Below are 13,982 nucleotides of genomic sequence, written 5' to 3'. Positions count from 1 at the left end.
AAACCCTGTGACGGTCGTGATGGACGCCCGTGTGCTGCCGCGCGTGAAGGCCAAGGTGAAGCACCACAACGCGATGCGCTGGCAGAATGTGCCCGCATTCTACGCGCAGCCCTCGCAACAAAGCGGGACGGCAGCAAAGGCTCTGATGTTCACGTGCCTGACCGGGTGCCGAACCAGCGAGGTCCTGCAAGCTGTCTGGACGGAGTTTGATTTCGATGAACTGATCTGGACGATTCCCGAAGATCGGACCAAGACGGGGACCGAGCACCGTGTTCCGCTTACCGATCAGATGCTGGAAATTGTCGAACCACTGAAGGCGCTTCGGGCGGAGTGTGTCTTTGAGGGGCAGCGTCGACACAAGCCGCTTTCGAACATGTCGATGTTGATGCTGCTGCGGCGCATGAATATCGAGGGCGTGACCGTACACGGGTTCAGGTCAGCGTTTCGGGATTGGGCTTCCGAGGTGGGGAACCATCCGCGCGAAGTCGCGGAAATGAGCTTGGGCCACAAGGTCGGGTCAGAGGTCGAGCGAGCCTATGCGCGAAGCGAATTGTTGCTCAAGAGGCGTGAGTTGATGGGGCAATGGTCGGAGTTCTGCGTTGGCGAGGGAACGACGGCATGAAGTTCGTAAAGGCACAGACTAGCGGCTGGCAGTTCATTCTCGAGCCGGAGGCGCGCTGGCTTGCTGTGGAGTGCCTTCTGATGGCCAGTCGGTTCCAACTAAGCTTCTATAGCCTCTATAAGGGCGCGCTAGCCGAAGAAATTACTCGTTGGCATCAGAAGCACCGTAGAAAACTGAATCTTGTGGCTCGTGCTGCGTACCAAGGAATGGTGGTTGCATTTGATGACGCCCGCCAAGAATACTTGGCTGCTCGAAGGGAATGGCCAGAGGTCCACAACAACGAATTGATACCGCTCGGACGAGCTTTGGACTACATGGTATTGGGGAGTTCGAAGCAAGCTGCGATTGCGAAGGCAAGAGTTAGCCTGGGACGTAGCCGAGCTGCAATTAAACTGGGCCGCTCGAATGGAGCAGATATTCCAGACTTCTCAGAGTGGCCAGATGGCTATCGCTTTCTCTCGGATGATAGTTTCAGACAAAGGTTTAAGCGTTTCGAGTGTGTGCTGCCATATGCGCACGTATATTTTCGAAACCGAGATTATAATGCGTGGTCTGATGCCCTTCCGGAAGAGCAGAATCCTGTGGTTCTTCCCGAAGATTTTGAGCACTGGAATCAACATTTTTGGCAGCAACTCACGCAAACGCGCCGCATTCGAATGCGTGCGCCAGATCAGCCATTGGGTATTATATTTCAATAGCTTACAGTGCGGTTTGCGCTCCCCAATACAAACCAAACGAATCCAGTGCGACTATCCAGCTATGAACGAAAGAAAGCGGAGTTGGTTAGATGTCATTGCAGCTATTTGAAGCAGATCGCCTGTATGACGATGCGGATGATGAACTTGATCTGATTGCGCCTCGATCAAAACGGGCGCAGTGGAGGCATCGTCGCGTGGGGCCTCCCTTCCTGAAGTTTGGTCGGCGCGTGAAATATCATGGTGCTGATCTGAACGCGTACGTTGAAGAGAGCCGCGTTTCTCCAGGCGATATGGCCTAGGCTAGAAAAGCAAAACCCCGCATCGGGCGGAGCCTTGCTTTGATTTCTTGCGCACCGGAAGTCTAAGCCCAAGCCGCCCCAATACTCAACCCTGCACCTGATACCGTTCACGGTGTCGCCAGCGCGCGTAAAGCGGGCTGATGGGAGAGGCTTGCCAAAATGAGAAACAAAAACGAGTACGACAGCCCTATTCCAAAGTCTGACAGCGCCCAAAGCGTGATGCCCCGTCCCGGTAGAACGTCATGAGCTGGAAGGTAGCGAACCTCTGCGCCGAGAGGAGGTTCGGCAGCCCCGTGCGTAAGCAGATCATCATGTTCCTGGCAGACAAGGCCAGCGACGATGGATCGGGGATCTGGTGTTCGAAGGGGACCGTCCAGCGCCACACTGAGTTGGGCGAGTCGACCGTCAAGCGGACGATCACCGAGTTCTTGCGCGAGGGCCTTCTGGTCGAGACCGGTCGGCGCCCCTGCAAGAACGGCTATACGGTGATCTACCGGATAGTTCTGGGCGTGGTGAACGCCCTGGAAACGATCTCCGAACCTGACGACGAACCCGAGTTTTCGACGGGGCCCACAGCGGACGGGGTTCCTCATGACCCCGGAACGGGGTCCGCTCCGGACGGGGTACCGGGTCCAGAGCGGACCCCAAACCATCCTAAAACCATCCAGAAACCACCTACGCGCGCGGACACGCGCGAGGCGGAGGATCGGGATTTCGAGAAAGCATGGGCCGCCTATCCGCCGGATCGGCGTCGGAACAAGACCACCTGCCGGCAGCAATTCGAGCGGGCCATCGAGGACGGCACGACCGCCGAGGAATTTATCTGCGCAGTCAATGCCTATGCGACCGAGACCGAAGGCTACACCCGCTCGAAGGTTTGCTTCTCCGACAACTGGTTTCGGGAAAGCCGCTGGCAACGATTTGTCGAGGAGGCCCGTGAAGCGCAGATCGACGCCGCCGAACTTGAGGGAAAGCACTTTCGCCAGCTTGCCGGGTGGGTCCGCGAGCGCAATTGGATGTGCCAGCACATCTCGCGCAATCAGGCTGGTGAGCTGCTGTTGCGCGGTCTGGTTTCGGAACCGGAGCTTCGCCGTGCGGAGGTGGCATGGTGACTTCGAACATCAAGCAGTCTGAGCAAAGAGCAAGGCGACCCGGTTCTAGGTCTTCGACCGTCGAACCGGGGCCTTGCGAGGGGCGGCAAGCCTCCCCTTCGAACCCCAACCGGACCGCGCAGGGCGCAGTCCCCTCGGAGAAGCAGGAAGCCGTGTTCTTCTACTGCTCCTCCGAGGAAAAGGCGCTGATCCGGCAGGCGGCTGCGGATCGCGGGATGTCCATGTCCGCCATGCTTCGGCAGCTCGCCACGGGTGCGGCTCCGAAGCGGCGCAAGCCTGCGCCCCGTGTCGATCCCGCGCTCGTGCTGGCTGTGTCCCGCTACGGCGGGAACCTCAACCAGATCGCGCGGTGGATCAACACGGCGACCCGCGCGGGCCGGGCCCGCGAGGTCGAGGCCCTGCGCGTGGCGGCGGCGCTGGTCGGCATCGAGCGGCGGTTGGCGGAGATCATCGCCCAGCACCGGAGGCCGCCCGGATGCTGATCAAGTTCTTCCCCAACGGCAAGGGCGGCGGCGCGGGGCCTGTCGAATACCTGACCGCCCGCACCGTGCTTGCCTATGACGACAATCGCGACCTGATCCGCGACGCCTCGGGCCAGCCCATGAGCGTGACGCGCGCGCCTCTGCCGGAGGTCGTGCGCGGCGATCCCCAGAGCATGATCGACCTGATTGATGTCTGCCCGCACAAATGGACCTATTGCGCCGGCGTCGTCAGCTTTGCCCGCGAGGACGCCCCGACCGAAGACCAGGAGCAGGAGGTGATCGACCGTTTCGAGGAGATCGCCTTTGCTGGCCTCGATGCCGACCGCTACGCCTGTTTCTGCCCGATCACCAACTGATCGAAGCGCGGGCAGGCGAGGCGGTGGACCATGAGCCGTAGGGGCCGCAAGCCGGTCCCGCGAGCCGGGACGCTCAGAAATACCGCGGTCGGCGCCCTGCCGCGCTGTCCGGATCACCTGTCCGATGCCGCGAAAAAGGAATGGCGCAGACTTGCCACACCGCTGCACCGTGCCGGGTTGCTGTCGCTGGCGGATCGGGCTGCGCTGGCAGCCTATTGCCAGGCCTGGGCGCGCTGGGTCGAGGCGGAGGAGAAGCTGGCCGGGACACCGACCCTGCTGAAGACGCCCAGCGGCTATGTGCAGCAATCCCCCTGGCTGACGGTCGCCAACAAGCAGCTGGAACTCATGGGGCGCTACATGACGGAGCTCGGTCTGACGCCGGTGGCGCGCACCCGGCTTGATATGCCGCTTGGGGCGCAGCACGCGCCGGTGGACAAGATCGAGGTTGTGATCGTCGGCGTGGATGAGGATGGCAACCGGTTCGACAAGCCGCTGTTGGGCGGTCAGCCGCGGGAAAGAGATAAACCCAGCGACAACCCGGTCACGATCACCGTAAACGAAGATCTCTGACCGCAATCGACTTCCCTATCGAGGTGCGTTGAGCAATGTACACAGCTGCCAATCCAACGTCAGGCAGGTTTGTACATGGTCAGAGAGGCTGCCCCATCCTTGAAACTGGTAACCTACGAGCGGGTCTCGACCGCGCGCCAGGGGCGGTCGGGGTTGGGGCTCGACGCGCAGCGGGCCGCCATCGATGCCTTCGCACAGGAACGAGGCGCCGCGGTTCTTGCCCGCTTCACCGAGATCGAAAGCGGTGGCAAGAATGATCGGCCGGAACTGGAACGCGCGCTGACGTTGGCTCGCCTGACCGGCTCCACGCTGGTCATCGCCAAGCTGGATCGGCTGAGCCGTAATGCAGCTTTCCTGCTGACGCTGCAATCGAGCGGCGTACGCTTCGTCGCCTGCGACATGCCGGAGGCCAATGACCTGACTGTTGGCATCATGGCGCTGGTGGCCCAACAGGAACGGGAAGCGATCTCCAGGCGGACGAAGGAGGCGCTGGCAGCTGCGAAGGCGCGGGGCGTCAAGCTGGGCAACCCAAACGGTGCCGCTGCGCTCAGGCGGGCCGGGAAGGGCGGGGGCGCGCTGAGGGAAACCGTCTCGCAAAATGCCGATGCGCATGCCGCGGCCCTTGCGCCGGTTATCGAGGCCATCCGGGCGGAGGGGTACACATCGCTTCGCGCGATCGCCGAGCAGCTGACCACGCGGGGCATGATGACCAGGCGCGGTGGTCGGTGGCATGTGTCCAGTGTACGGAACCTGCTGGGGCGGATTGGAAATGTGGGGTGAGGCAGGGTGCCGTCGCTCTGGCCGAGGGGCGCCAACTCGGTGCGGTGTAAAGGACACTCACTGTCCTTGCAGAGACTCGTTAGAAACCGCCTGACAACGCCAGGGCGGTGCTACTGGCCTAGCGAAGATGCCGCATTCGCTTCGATGGCGGCGAAGAGCCCAACTCGGTCATCACGCTTTTGTGATGCGCGTGATCGCAGCGTGAAACTCGCTGCAATCGCACTGGTCGGGATGCTGTCACGCGGCAAGAAAACCGGTCGCTGACGATCCGGCCCGTGCGTGGGGCGAAACCTGCTATGGTCCGGGTCTGGATGGAACGAGTTGCGGCACATAGGGGGCGAGGCGCTGATCATGCTCTCTTCGCGCGATCTCGACGATCTTGTTGATCAACGTGTCGGTTGCCGAATGGAGCACCCGCCCGCGGCGTTTGGCGACGGCCCATTTGCCATCAATTCCCAAATCGATCGGGATCTGCTGCAACACGCCAAGCGCCAAGGCATTGCGGACCGTCCCGGACGTTGTCAACAGGATCAGATCACTTTCGGCAACCGCATCGCGCACGGCCGCGATATTGTGACTGTCGATCGAGATGACCGGACTGAGATCACCGTCCTTGCGGCCTAGAAAACGCGCGAGTGCGCCAACGATGGCATCGGGAAAATGCGTTCCCGCAAAGCGATAGCGCGCGAGGTCTGCGGCGGTCGGGTGGCGCAGGGTCAGGATCGGATGGCCCGCGCGGCAAAAGGCGCCCCCGGGAATCGGAGGCAACGCCGTCATGCCCAGGTCATCGACGTCGTGCCGGAGATCGCGCGTGTCCCCGACGATCAGATCGAGAGTATTGTCTCGCATCGCGCCGATCAGCTCCGGGGTTTCCCCGATGATCAGCTCGAGCGTGACGTTCGGGTGCGCATTGTGCCACTCCGCCAGTATCGGGCCGCCGAGAGCGGTGGAAAAGACCGCAGTCATTCCTGCGCGGATATGGCCATATTCGCCGGTGGAAAGGTTCTCGAGCGTTTGATCGAGGTTATGCGCTTCGCGTAGTGTCGCTTCGACCTGTCTCAGGATTGATCGCGCCTCTTGTGTCAGCCGGATCGGACGTTCAGATCGCTCGAACAGCACAAACCCGACGCGCCGTTCAAGGCTTTTGATGGCATTGCTGAGAGCGGGTTGAGAAATATGCGCCAGTTCTGCAGCCCGTGCAAAGCTGCCTTCTCGCGCGACGAGCCAAAAATAATGGAGCTGCGTCAGGTTTTGCATTTTCCAACTACTCTGCTGAGTGCTTCGTCTTGTGACGTCACGTTCCGAATATCCCACAACAGGTCCAACTTCCTGTACTCAAACGAGATTCCCGAATTATTCAAAGCCTGAATGTTATTATTAGAAAAGTAAAGTGGGCTGAATGGTGAAAGCTGCTGATACTGCGTCCAATTACGAACTGCCATGAGTAGGAGGAGAAAAATGGCAATCTTTAAAACACTTGCAGTCGTTGGGCTGATGGCGATGGCCACTGCCTCCGGCGCCCAGGCCGAGACTGTTCTCAAGCTTGCGACCGTTGCTCCTGAGAAAACTCCGTGGGGCGCGCAGATCAAGCGGCTGGCCGAGGCGGTTGCCGAAGAAAGCGAAGGGCGCCTCAAGGTTGAGCCCTACTTCAACTCGCAGCTTGGCACCGAGAACGACACCCTGGCGCAGCTGGCGCGTGGGCGGATCGATATGGGTCTTTTCACCGTGAGTGCCGGCGCGCAGCAAGCCCCGGAAATCGGGTTGATGCAGCTTTACGGCCTCTATGACAGCAACGATCAGCGCGCCTGCGTGCAGGACAACTACCTGACGGACGAAATCCGCGAGCGCCTCGGCTCTAAAGGCGTGTATTTTGGCTCCTGGGCTGAGGTTGGCAATGGCTGGTTCACGGCCGATCGCCCGGTGCGCAGCGCGGACGAGCTTAAAGGGCTCAAGGTTGGCATTTCGGTTAACAAGATCAACTCGGCCTATTGGCGCGCGATGGGCGCCAACCCAGTGCCGGTCTCGCCCGGCGAAGCGGCTTCGGCTCTGTCCACTGGCCTGATCGACATGTACCCGACCGTCTATACCTTCTACATCCCGTCGGGCCTGAACAAGGTCGCGCCGGTTGTGACCGAGTATAACTATTCTAACGGCCCCGGCATGTGGGCGGTGAGCCAGCGCGTCATGGATCGCATGAGCGAAGAGGATCAGGCCGCGATGAAACGCGCGCTTGAGCGGTTCACATCCAAGGAGATCATGGACGAAGTGTTCGCCTTTGAGGACGTGCTGCGCCAGATGCACATCGAGAGCGGCGGCCAGGTCGTCGAAGTCACCGATGAGGAAATCGTGAGCTTCCGCGACAAGCTGCCCCCTTTCTGGGCGGAAATGACCGCCGAGTACGGTGCAGACGGCGAGCAGATCATGAAGCTAATCGAAGAAGGCAAGGCCAACTGCGCGCCATAACCTTCCTCGCAAAGGGCCGGGTTTTCCGATGTGATGCCCGGCCTCTCGCTTTTTGACGGGAGCCCCTCATGACCGGACCCACTTCACCCGCTTATATCACACGCTGCCTACATGTCTGGCACCTGCTGGAGCGCTGGATTGCCGTTGTCGCCTTCAGCCTGATTGGGCTCCTGATCTTCGCTGATGTCGCTGGGCGTGAGTTTATCGGCCCGGTTGGGCGGTCGCTCGGACTGGAGATGGGGGCCACCGGTGTTTACGGCGCGGGCAAGATGGCGCTTTTCCTGTTGGTCATCGCCGCTTTTGCAGGGCTTGGGGTGAGCGTTGCGACCGGCGCGCAGATCGTGCCGCGCATCGCGTTCAAATGGATTCCGGCCAGTTGGGGGCTTGTGGTTGACCGTCTTGGCAACCTCGTCAGCGCCGCTGTGTTCTTTGCAACCGCCTATTACGGCGCGCTTTTCGTAATTTCATCGCGGTCCATTGGCACAGTGATGCCCGGCCTCGACTGGCCCGTCTGGATCATCCAGACCGCTATCCCCATCGGGTTTGCCTCCGCCGGGCTGCGGTATCTGGCCTTTGCGATCTGGCCGCAGAGCGCCCCTGAGCGCGAGGAGTTGCCAGAATGAGCGCGATCCTTCTTCTCGGCTTGGTTGTGGCCCTGCTGGTCGTGCGCCAGCCCCTCACCGTTATCCTGCTTGCGGCGATTGCCTATGTGCACATGGTCTGGGGGCATGGCTATCTCGACTACATCGTAGAGGACATGTGGACCTCGCTCAATAAGGAGCTGATCCTCTCCGTCCCGCTCTTCCTGCTGTGCGGTGCGATCATGACCGAGGGCACCGCGGCGCGGCGGCTGGTGCGTATTGTCAGGGCGATGACCGCGCCGACACGTGGCGGGCTGGGGGTAGCGGCGATCATCAGCTGCGCGGTGTTCGCGGCGATTTCCGGCTCCTCCATCGTGACGATGATCGCGGTGGGATCGGTGCTTTATCCCGCCATGAAGGAAGCCGGGTATACGAACCGCTTCGCGCTGGGAACGGTGGTTTCGGGCGGCACGCTCGGGATAATCATTCCGCCCTCGATCCCGCTGATCCTCTATGGCCTGGTGACCGAGACCTCGATCGTAGATCTGTTCCTTGCTGGGATCATGCCGGGCATGGTGCTGATCGTGTTGATGACCGGTTACGCGATCTGGGCGAACCGCCACCAACCCGCGCAAAAAATGGATTGGGGCGAGTTGCGAATCGCGTTGCGCGAAGGGATCTGGGCCGCGCTCTTTCCGGTGATCCTGCTGGGCGGTATCTATTCCGGCTACTATTCGCCCACCGAAAGCGCGGCTGTCGCGCTGGTCTATGCGCTGGTGATCGAATTCTTCGTCCACCGCGAGATGACGCTGAAGAAATACTTCAACGTGGTCACCGAAACGGCGAAACTCGGCGGTGCGCTGTTCCCGCTGATCGCGGTTGCCCTGTCACTCAACCTCGTGCTGACGGAATACCGCGTTCCGGCCCAGATGGTTGACCTGGTGAGTGCCTGGATCGACAACCCGATCGCCTTCCTCGTGGTGATCAACTTGCTGCTTCTGGCGGTCGGTGCATTCATGACAACGAACGAGGCGATCCTGATCCTTGGCCCGATCCTGATGCCTGTGGCGCAGGCCTATGGCTTTCACCCGGTTCATTTCGGGATCATCATGATCGTCAATCTCGAAATCGGCTATCTCACACCGCCGGTCGGCATGAACCTGATGGTCGCGCTGGTGACGTTCAAACAGAAGTTCAACGAGCTGGTGATGTCGGTGCTGCCCTATATCGCGATCCTGTTGCTGGGCCTGATCATCATCTCTGCCATCCCCCGGCTTTCGCTGGGATTGCTGTGACCGACCGGCTTGTTTGGAAAGGAAATACTCATGCGTACCATCTCTGCCGATAGCACCTATCGCCTGCGGTCCCAAGTCAGCGTGCCGAAGCTGCTGGAATGCGGCGAGGTTTCGCACTGGTGGTGCACGCGCATCTCGGAAACCATGCCGACCGCGGTCGTGTCCAGCGCGCATACCCCCGCCACGCTCGACGCCGCCCCGATCACCGGCATCATGGATGTCACGGCCGAAACCGAATTCGGCAATCTGCCGCTGCGGGATTTCCTGACCCACCCGCAGGGTGGTGCGCGCGCGATTGTCGTGATCAAGAACGGCAAGATCGTCGCCGAAAGCTATCCTGACCTGAGCCCAGAACAATCCCATCTCTGGGCCTCCTGCGCCAAACCCATGGCCGGGCTGCTGATCGAGCACCTGATCGAGGCCGGCCAGATCGACGAGACCAAAGGCATCGGCGCCTACATCCCGGCCTTGCGCGATACCGATTGGAGCGACGTCACCGTGCGCGACGTGATGGACATGACGCCGGGCATGGACTGCGAGGAGAACGATCAGACGCGTGCCGATCCGTATTCAAACGCCATCCGTGCGTTTCTGGCCGAGTTCGGTGTGCCGCATAACGGCAAGGTCGAAACTCTGCTCGAGGTGCTTCAATCCAGCAAGCGCGTGAGTGCGGCGGGCGAGAAATTCGAATATGGCTCGCCTTGTACGCAAGTGCTCGTCTACCTTGCCGAAGCCGTCTCGGGGCTGCCCTGGGCCGAGCTTTTCCGGCAGACTGTCTGGACCCATGTCGCAGCCGAGGGGCCACTTCAGGTGCACCAGTCGCCCGACGGGGTGGCGCTAGCGCATGGGCTTGTGTCATCGCGGCTGCGCGATATGGCCCGGTTCGGGATGCTGTTCTGCCCAAGCTGGCGCATGATCTCCTCAAAACAGGCGGTCAGCGCGGCCACGCTTGCCCGCATCCAGTGCGGAACCCGCGACAAGTCTTTTTTCCTGAAAGGCTATGACGGCCCTGTTTTCACCGATCGTTTCGGAGACGATAGCATGCTTGGCAACGCCCGGCAGTGGGATTGCATCTGGCCCGATGGCGACTTCTACAAGGGCGGGTTCATGGATCAGGGCCTCTACGTCTCGCCCGGCCGCGATCTCGTGATCGCGTATTTTTCCACCACGCCGAATATGCAGATGACCCGCTATCTGCGCCCGATTGCAACCTCGGACCTGCTTGCCTGACCCTTTAAGACGGAGTGTTCCAATGACCCAGCACGTGCCAACGAAGCGCCTTGAGATGACGCTCGATGATCGTCTCCGACAGGAGGAAGGCTGGGTCTACATGACTGGAATGCAGGCTCTGGTACGGTTGCCGATCCAGCAGCGCAAGCGTGATGCGGCCGCGGGGTTGAACACTGGAGGGTATATCTCGGGCTACCGCGGCTCGCCCGTCGGCACCTATGACATGAACCTGTGGCAGGCCGAGGCGGAGCTGAAGGCGCATAACATTCATTTCCAGCCGGGCTTGAATGAAGACCTTGCGGCCACTGCCACCTGGGGCGCGCAATTGGTGGGCACATTCCCCGGCGCGAAGGTCGAAGGGGTGTTTTCCATCTGGTACGGCAAGGCGCCGGGAATGGACCGGTCGATGGACCCGCTGCGTCATGCAAATCTGGCAGGCACCAATCCCATGGGCGGCACGCTGCTGCTTGTGGGCGATGACCACGGGGCTAAGTCCTCGACATTGGCCTGCTATTCCGACCTGAACTTCGCCTCGCTCGGAGCCCCGCTCTTGGCGCCCGCCAACGTGCAGGATGTTCTGGACATGGGCCTGCACGGCATCGCCATGAGCCGTTACAGCGGCACGCTGACCGGCATGAAGCTGGTCACTGACGTGGTCGAAGGCGGCGGGTCGGTTTATGTTTCGCCGGGCAGCCCCGAGATTGTCATTCCTGAGATGGATGGCCCCGATACCTCGATCAAACCGTTTACGCCAATCCCGGTTCAGGAGCAACTTCTGTGGGATGTGAAGCTGCGCAAGGTGCTGGCCTATGCCCGCGCCAACAACCTCAACACGCAGGACGGGCCAGAGGACGCCCGCATCGGGATCATCGCGGCCGGCAAGGCGTGGCAAGACCTGAGCCAAGCGCTCGCGGGGCTGGGGTATCAGGATGGCAAGATCGGCAACGTGCCGGTGCGGCGGCTCAAGGTCGGCATGGTCTGGCCTCTCGATCCGCAGGTGATCACGGAATTCGCCCAAGGGCTGGATTCGATCATCGTGGTCGAGGAAAAGCGCCCGCTGCTCGAAGACCAGATCCGCGCCACGCTTTATGGCTCGGGCCAGACGCCCCGCATCGTCGGCAAGACCTTCTCGGGTCAGGCCTATGCGGCTGACCCGAACGCCTGTGCATTCCCCAACTTCGGTGAGATCGACCCGGGCAAGATTACCGAAGTTCTGGTCAAGATCGCCAAGGAAGCCGACCCCGATTGCGGCCTGTCCACGCCCAACCGTCTCGCTGCGCCGCCGTCGCTGGGTGGTGGGGCGATCCGTCCGCCGTCGTTCTGTGCCGGCTGCCCGCATGGCCGCTCCACCCAAGTGATCGACGGCAGCCGCGCGCTGGCCGGGATCGGGTGCCACACGATGGCCATGCTGCGCGACCCGCTCAAGACGAACTCGGTCAGCCATATGGGCGGCGAGGGTGTTATGTGGCTGGGTCAGTACCCGTTCACCGATGAGGCGCATGTCTTTGCCAATATGGGCGATGGCACCTATTTCCATTCGGGCCTTCTGGCCATCCGCGCCGCCATTGCGGCCAGGGTGAACATCACCTACAAGCTGCTGCATAACGGCTTTGTCTCGATGACGGGCGGGCAGCCGCATGATGGCGAGATCAGCCCGGAACAGATGATCGCACAGTTGCGCGGCGAAGGGGTGGAGCGGATCGCGCTGGTCACCGATGAGGTCGACAAATACGAGTGCAAGGCGTTGATCACTGGCGGGGTCAGCCTGCACCCGCGCACCGAGCTCGAGGTGGTGCAGAAAGAGCTGCGCGATAAGCCCGGCGTCACCGTCATCATCTACGACCAGCCCTGCGCCACCGAACGCCGCCGCCTGCGCAAGCGCGGCAAGTGGGTGGATCCAGACAAGCGTGTTTTCATCAATCCCGAGGTTTGCGAAGGTTGCGGCGATTGTTCCACCATTTCGGGCTGTATGGCGATCGAGCCGCTGGAGACCGAACTGGGCCGCAAGCGTAAAATCAACCAATCATCCTGCAACAAGGATTTCTCCTGCGTCGAAGGATTCTGCCCCTCGTTCGTCACGGTGACAGGGGCCACCCCGCGCAAGGTACAGCGTAAGGATGTGAGCATTGACGTCAGACACCTGACCAAGCCTCCCAAGCGGCCTATCGATGGCTCGTGGTCGATCCTCGTCTCGGGCATCGGCGGCGCGGGCGTAGTGACCGTGGGCCAGACGCTCGCGGTGGCGGCGCATGCGGATGGCTACTTCTCCTCGAACCTCGACATCACCGGGCTGGCGCAAAAATACGGCGCGGTGCACAGCCATATCAAGATCGCCGGCAGCCCCGACGATATGCGCGCCACCCGGATTGCCAGCGGTGAAGCGGATGCGCTGATCGGCTGTGACTTGGTAGTGGCTGCCGGCGACGAAGCGCTGTCGAAACTCACCCCGGGCAAATCCGTCGCCGTGACAGACACGACCGTGGTGCCGACCTCCGAGTTCTCCAAGAACCCCGATTGGCAGCTTTCCGGTGCCGAGCAGGTCGAGCGTCTGACCCGTGTGCTGGGCGATGCTGCCGTGGCCTTTGACGCGCAGGAACTGGCCGAAAAGGTCATGGGGGACCGGGTCTTTGCCAACATGGTCCTGATGGGGGCGGCGTGGCAGCAAGGCGGCATTCCCTTGTCTCTCGAGGCGATCCACCGCGCGATCGAGCTGAACGGTGTGGCCGTGCCAAAGAACATGCAGGCTTTCGACCTGGGCCGCCTGGCCATCGCGGCCCCGGACGAAGCCCACGCCCTGGCGGGCAACACGGCCCCGATCCTGCTGGACACGCATCGTGCGACGAGCCTGGAGGACGTGCTGGCGCTGCGGGTGAAGAACCTGACTGACTATAAGGAAGCGGGTTTTGCCAAGTCCTATTCCGACCGCGTGGCCGAGGTTCAGAAGGCGGGCCTGCCCGACGCTGCGGTGATGGCCGTGGCCAAGGGCCTTTACAAGCTGATGGCGGTCAAGGACGAATGGGAGGTCGCGCGGCTCTATTCCGAGCCCTCGTTCCGCAAGCAGCTGAACGAGACCTTCGAAGGCGACATGGACCTCACCTTCTACTTCGGCGCCTGGCCCTATGGTGGCACCGACCCCAAGACCGGCAAGGCCGTCAAGGGCGCTGTGAAGGGCAAGACGGCGATGCGGTTCTTTGGTCTGCTCAACCGTCTGCGCGGGCTGCGGGGCACGATGTTCGACCCATTCCGCAATAACGATGAGGCGAAACTCGCCCGCAAACTGTTGGCCGACTACCAGGCTGATATCGATTTCGCGTTGGCCCACCGGGATGCAGGAAAGGCCGAGGCCCTGATCGAATTACTGGACCTGCCTGAATATATCCGGGGCTATGGCCATGTGCGCGAACGCCACGCCGAGGCCGCCGGGAAACGCCGCGAAATGCTCAAAGCAGCCATTACCGATCAAAGCACGATCGCCGCAGAATAGGAGAAGCCAG

14 protein-coding genes are annotated in these 13,982 nt (G+C 61.5%); 13 read left to right on the top strand and 1 reads right to left on the bottom strand.

Annotated elements, in window-relative coordinates:
* Window positions 1-19 precede the first annotated feature (19 nt).
* From F3H87_RS21970 to F3H87_RS11690, 8 genes are all read left to right on the top strand, one after another.
* Window positions 20-622: a tyrosine-type recombinase/integrase gene (locus F3H87_RS21970; protein WP_394852167.1), complete on the top strand. Its 603-nt coding sequence runs from the start codon at window positions 20-22 to the stop codon at window positions 620-622.
* Complete coding sequence (locus F3H87_RS11720; RefSeq protein ID WP_149788540.1) at window positions 619-1,320, top strand: hypothetical protein; 702 nt, start codon at window positions 619-621, stop codon at window positions 1,318-1,320. The genes F3H87_RS21970 and F3H87_RS11720 overlap by 4 nt, the downstream gene beginning before the upstream one ends.
* 89 nt (window positions 1,321-1,409) lie before the next feature.
* Entirely contained in the window at window positions 1,410-1,619 is a 210-nt protein-coding gene (locus F3H87_RS11715) for a MerR family transcriptional regulator (RefSeq protein WP_149788541.1), read from the top strand.
* A 242-nt stretch (window positions 1,620-1,861) separates the two neighbouring features.
* On the top strand, window positions 1,862-2,731 hold the full coding sequence (locus F3H87_RS11710) for a hypothetical protein (protein ID WP_149788542.1): 870 nt from the start codon (window positions 1,862-1,864) through the stop codon (window positions 2,729-2,731).
* A 152-nt stretch (window positions 2,732-2,883) separates the two neighbouring features.
* Window positions 2,884-3,213 carry a plasmid mobilization protein gene (locus F3H87_RS11705; protein WP_149788543.1) on the top strand — a complete coding sequence of 110 codons (330 nt, stop codon included), beginning with the start codon at window positions 2,884-2,886 and terminating at the stop codon, window positions 3,211-3,213.
* The gene (locus F3H87_RS11700) at window positions 3,207-3,569 is read left to right on the top strand and encodes a hypothetical protein (RefSeq protein WP_188129212.1); all 363 of its coding nucleotides are present in this window, start codon (window positions 3,207-3,209) and stop codon (window positions 3,567-3,569) included. The genes F3H87_RS11705 and F3H87_RS11700 overlap by 7 nt, the downstream gene beginning before the upstream one ends.
* A gap of 30 nt (window positions 3,570-3,599) precedes the next feature.
* Entirely contained in the window at window positions 3,600-4,139 is a 540-nt protein-coding gene (locus F3H87_RS11695; protein WP_149788544.1) for a phage terminase small subunit P27 family, read from the top strand.
* Between the two features lie 99 nt (window positions 4,140-4,238).
* Window positions 4,239-4,919: a recombinase family protein gene (locus tag F3H87_RS11690; RefSeq protein ID WP_223228044.1), complete on the top strand. Its 681-nt coding sequence runs from the start codon at window positions 4,239-4,241 to the stop codon at window positions 4,917-4,919.
* Window positions 4,920-5,213: 294 nt separating this feature from the next.
* On the opposite strand, the gene F3H87_RS11685 is transcribed toward F3H87_RS11690, so the two are convergent.
* A complete protein-coding gene (locus F3H87_RS11685) occupies window positions 5,214-6,176 on the bottom strand; it encodes a LysR family transcriptional regulator (RefSeq protein ID WP_149788546.1) in 963 nt (320 codons plus the stop codon).
* A 201-nt stretch (window positions 6,177-6,377) separates the two neighbouring features.
* Between F3H87_RS11685 and F3H87_RS11680 the strand changes: the two genes are divergently transcribed.
* The 5 genes from F3H87_RS11680 (at window position 6,378) to F3H87_RS11660 (ending at window position 13,972) form a co-directional block, all read left to right on the top strand.
* Window positions 6,378-7,382, top strand: a complete 1,005-nt coding sequence (locus tag F3H87_RS11680; RefSeq protein ID WP_188129213.1) for a TRAP transporter substrate-binding protein — start codon at window positions 6,378-6,380, stop codon at window positions 7,380-7,382.
* A 68-nt stretch (window positions 7,383-7,450) separates the two neighbouring features.
* Complete coding sequence (locus F3H87_RS11675; protein WP_149788548.1) at window positions 7,451-8,005, top strand: TRAP transporter small permease; 555 nt, start codon at window positions 7,451-7,453, stop codon at window positions 8,003-8,005.
* The gene (locus tag F3H87_RS11670; protein ID WP_149788549.1) at window positions 8,002-9,258 is read left to right on the top strand and encodes a TRAP transporter large permease; all 1,257 of its coding nucleotides are present in this window, start codon (window positions 8,002-8,004) and stop codon (window positions 9,256-9,258) included. The genes F3H87_RS11675 and F3H87_RS11670 overlap by 4 nt, the downstream gene beginning before the upstream one ends.
* Before the next feature lie 30 nt (window positions 9,259-9,288).
* Window positions 9,289-10,488 carry a serine hydrolase domain-containing protein gene (locus F3H87_RS11665; RefSeq protein ID WP_149788550.1) on the top strand — a complete coding sequence of 400 codons (1,200 nt, stop codon included), beginning with the start codon at window positions 9,289-9,291 and terminating at the stop codon, window positions 10,486-10,488.
* Between the two features lie 22 nt (window positions 10,489-10,510).
* Window positions 10,511-13,972 (top strand): indolepyruvate ferredoxin oxidoreductase family protein, encoded by a 3,462-nt coding sequence (locus tag F3H87_RS11660; RefSeq protein ID WP_149788551.1) that lies wholly within the window; start codon window positions 10,511-10,513, stop codon window positions 13,970-13,972.
* Window positions 13,973-13,982 lie beyond the last annotated feature (10 nt).

Origin of the sequence: Lutimaribacter pacificus (genome assembly GCF_900142185.1) — a bacterium.
In the GTDB taxonomy this organism is placed as follows: domain Bacteria; phylum Pseudomonadota; class Alphaproteobacteria; order Rhodobacterales; family Rhodobacteraceae; genus Lutimaribacter; species Lutimaribacter pacificus.
This window is presented reverse-complemented; position numbering and strand designations above follow the sequence as displayed.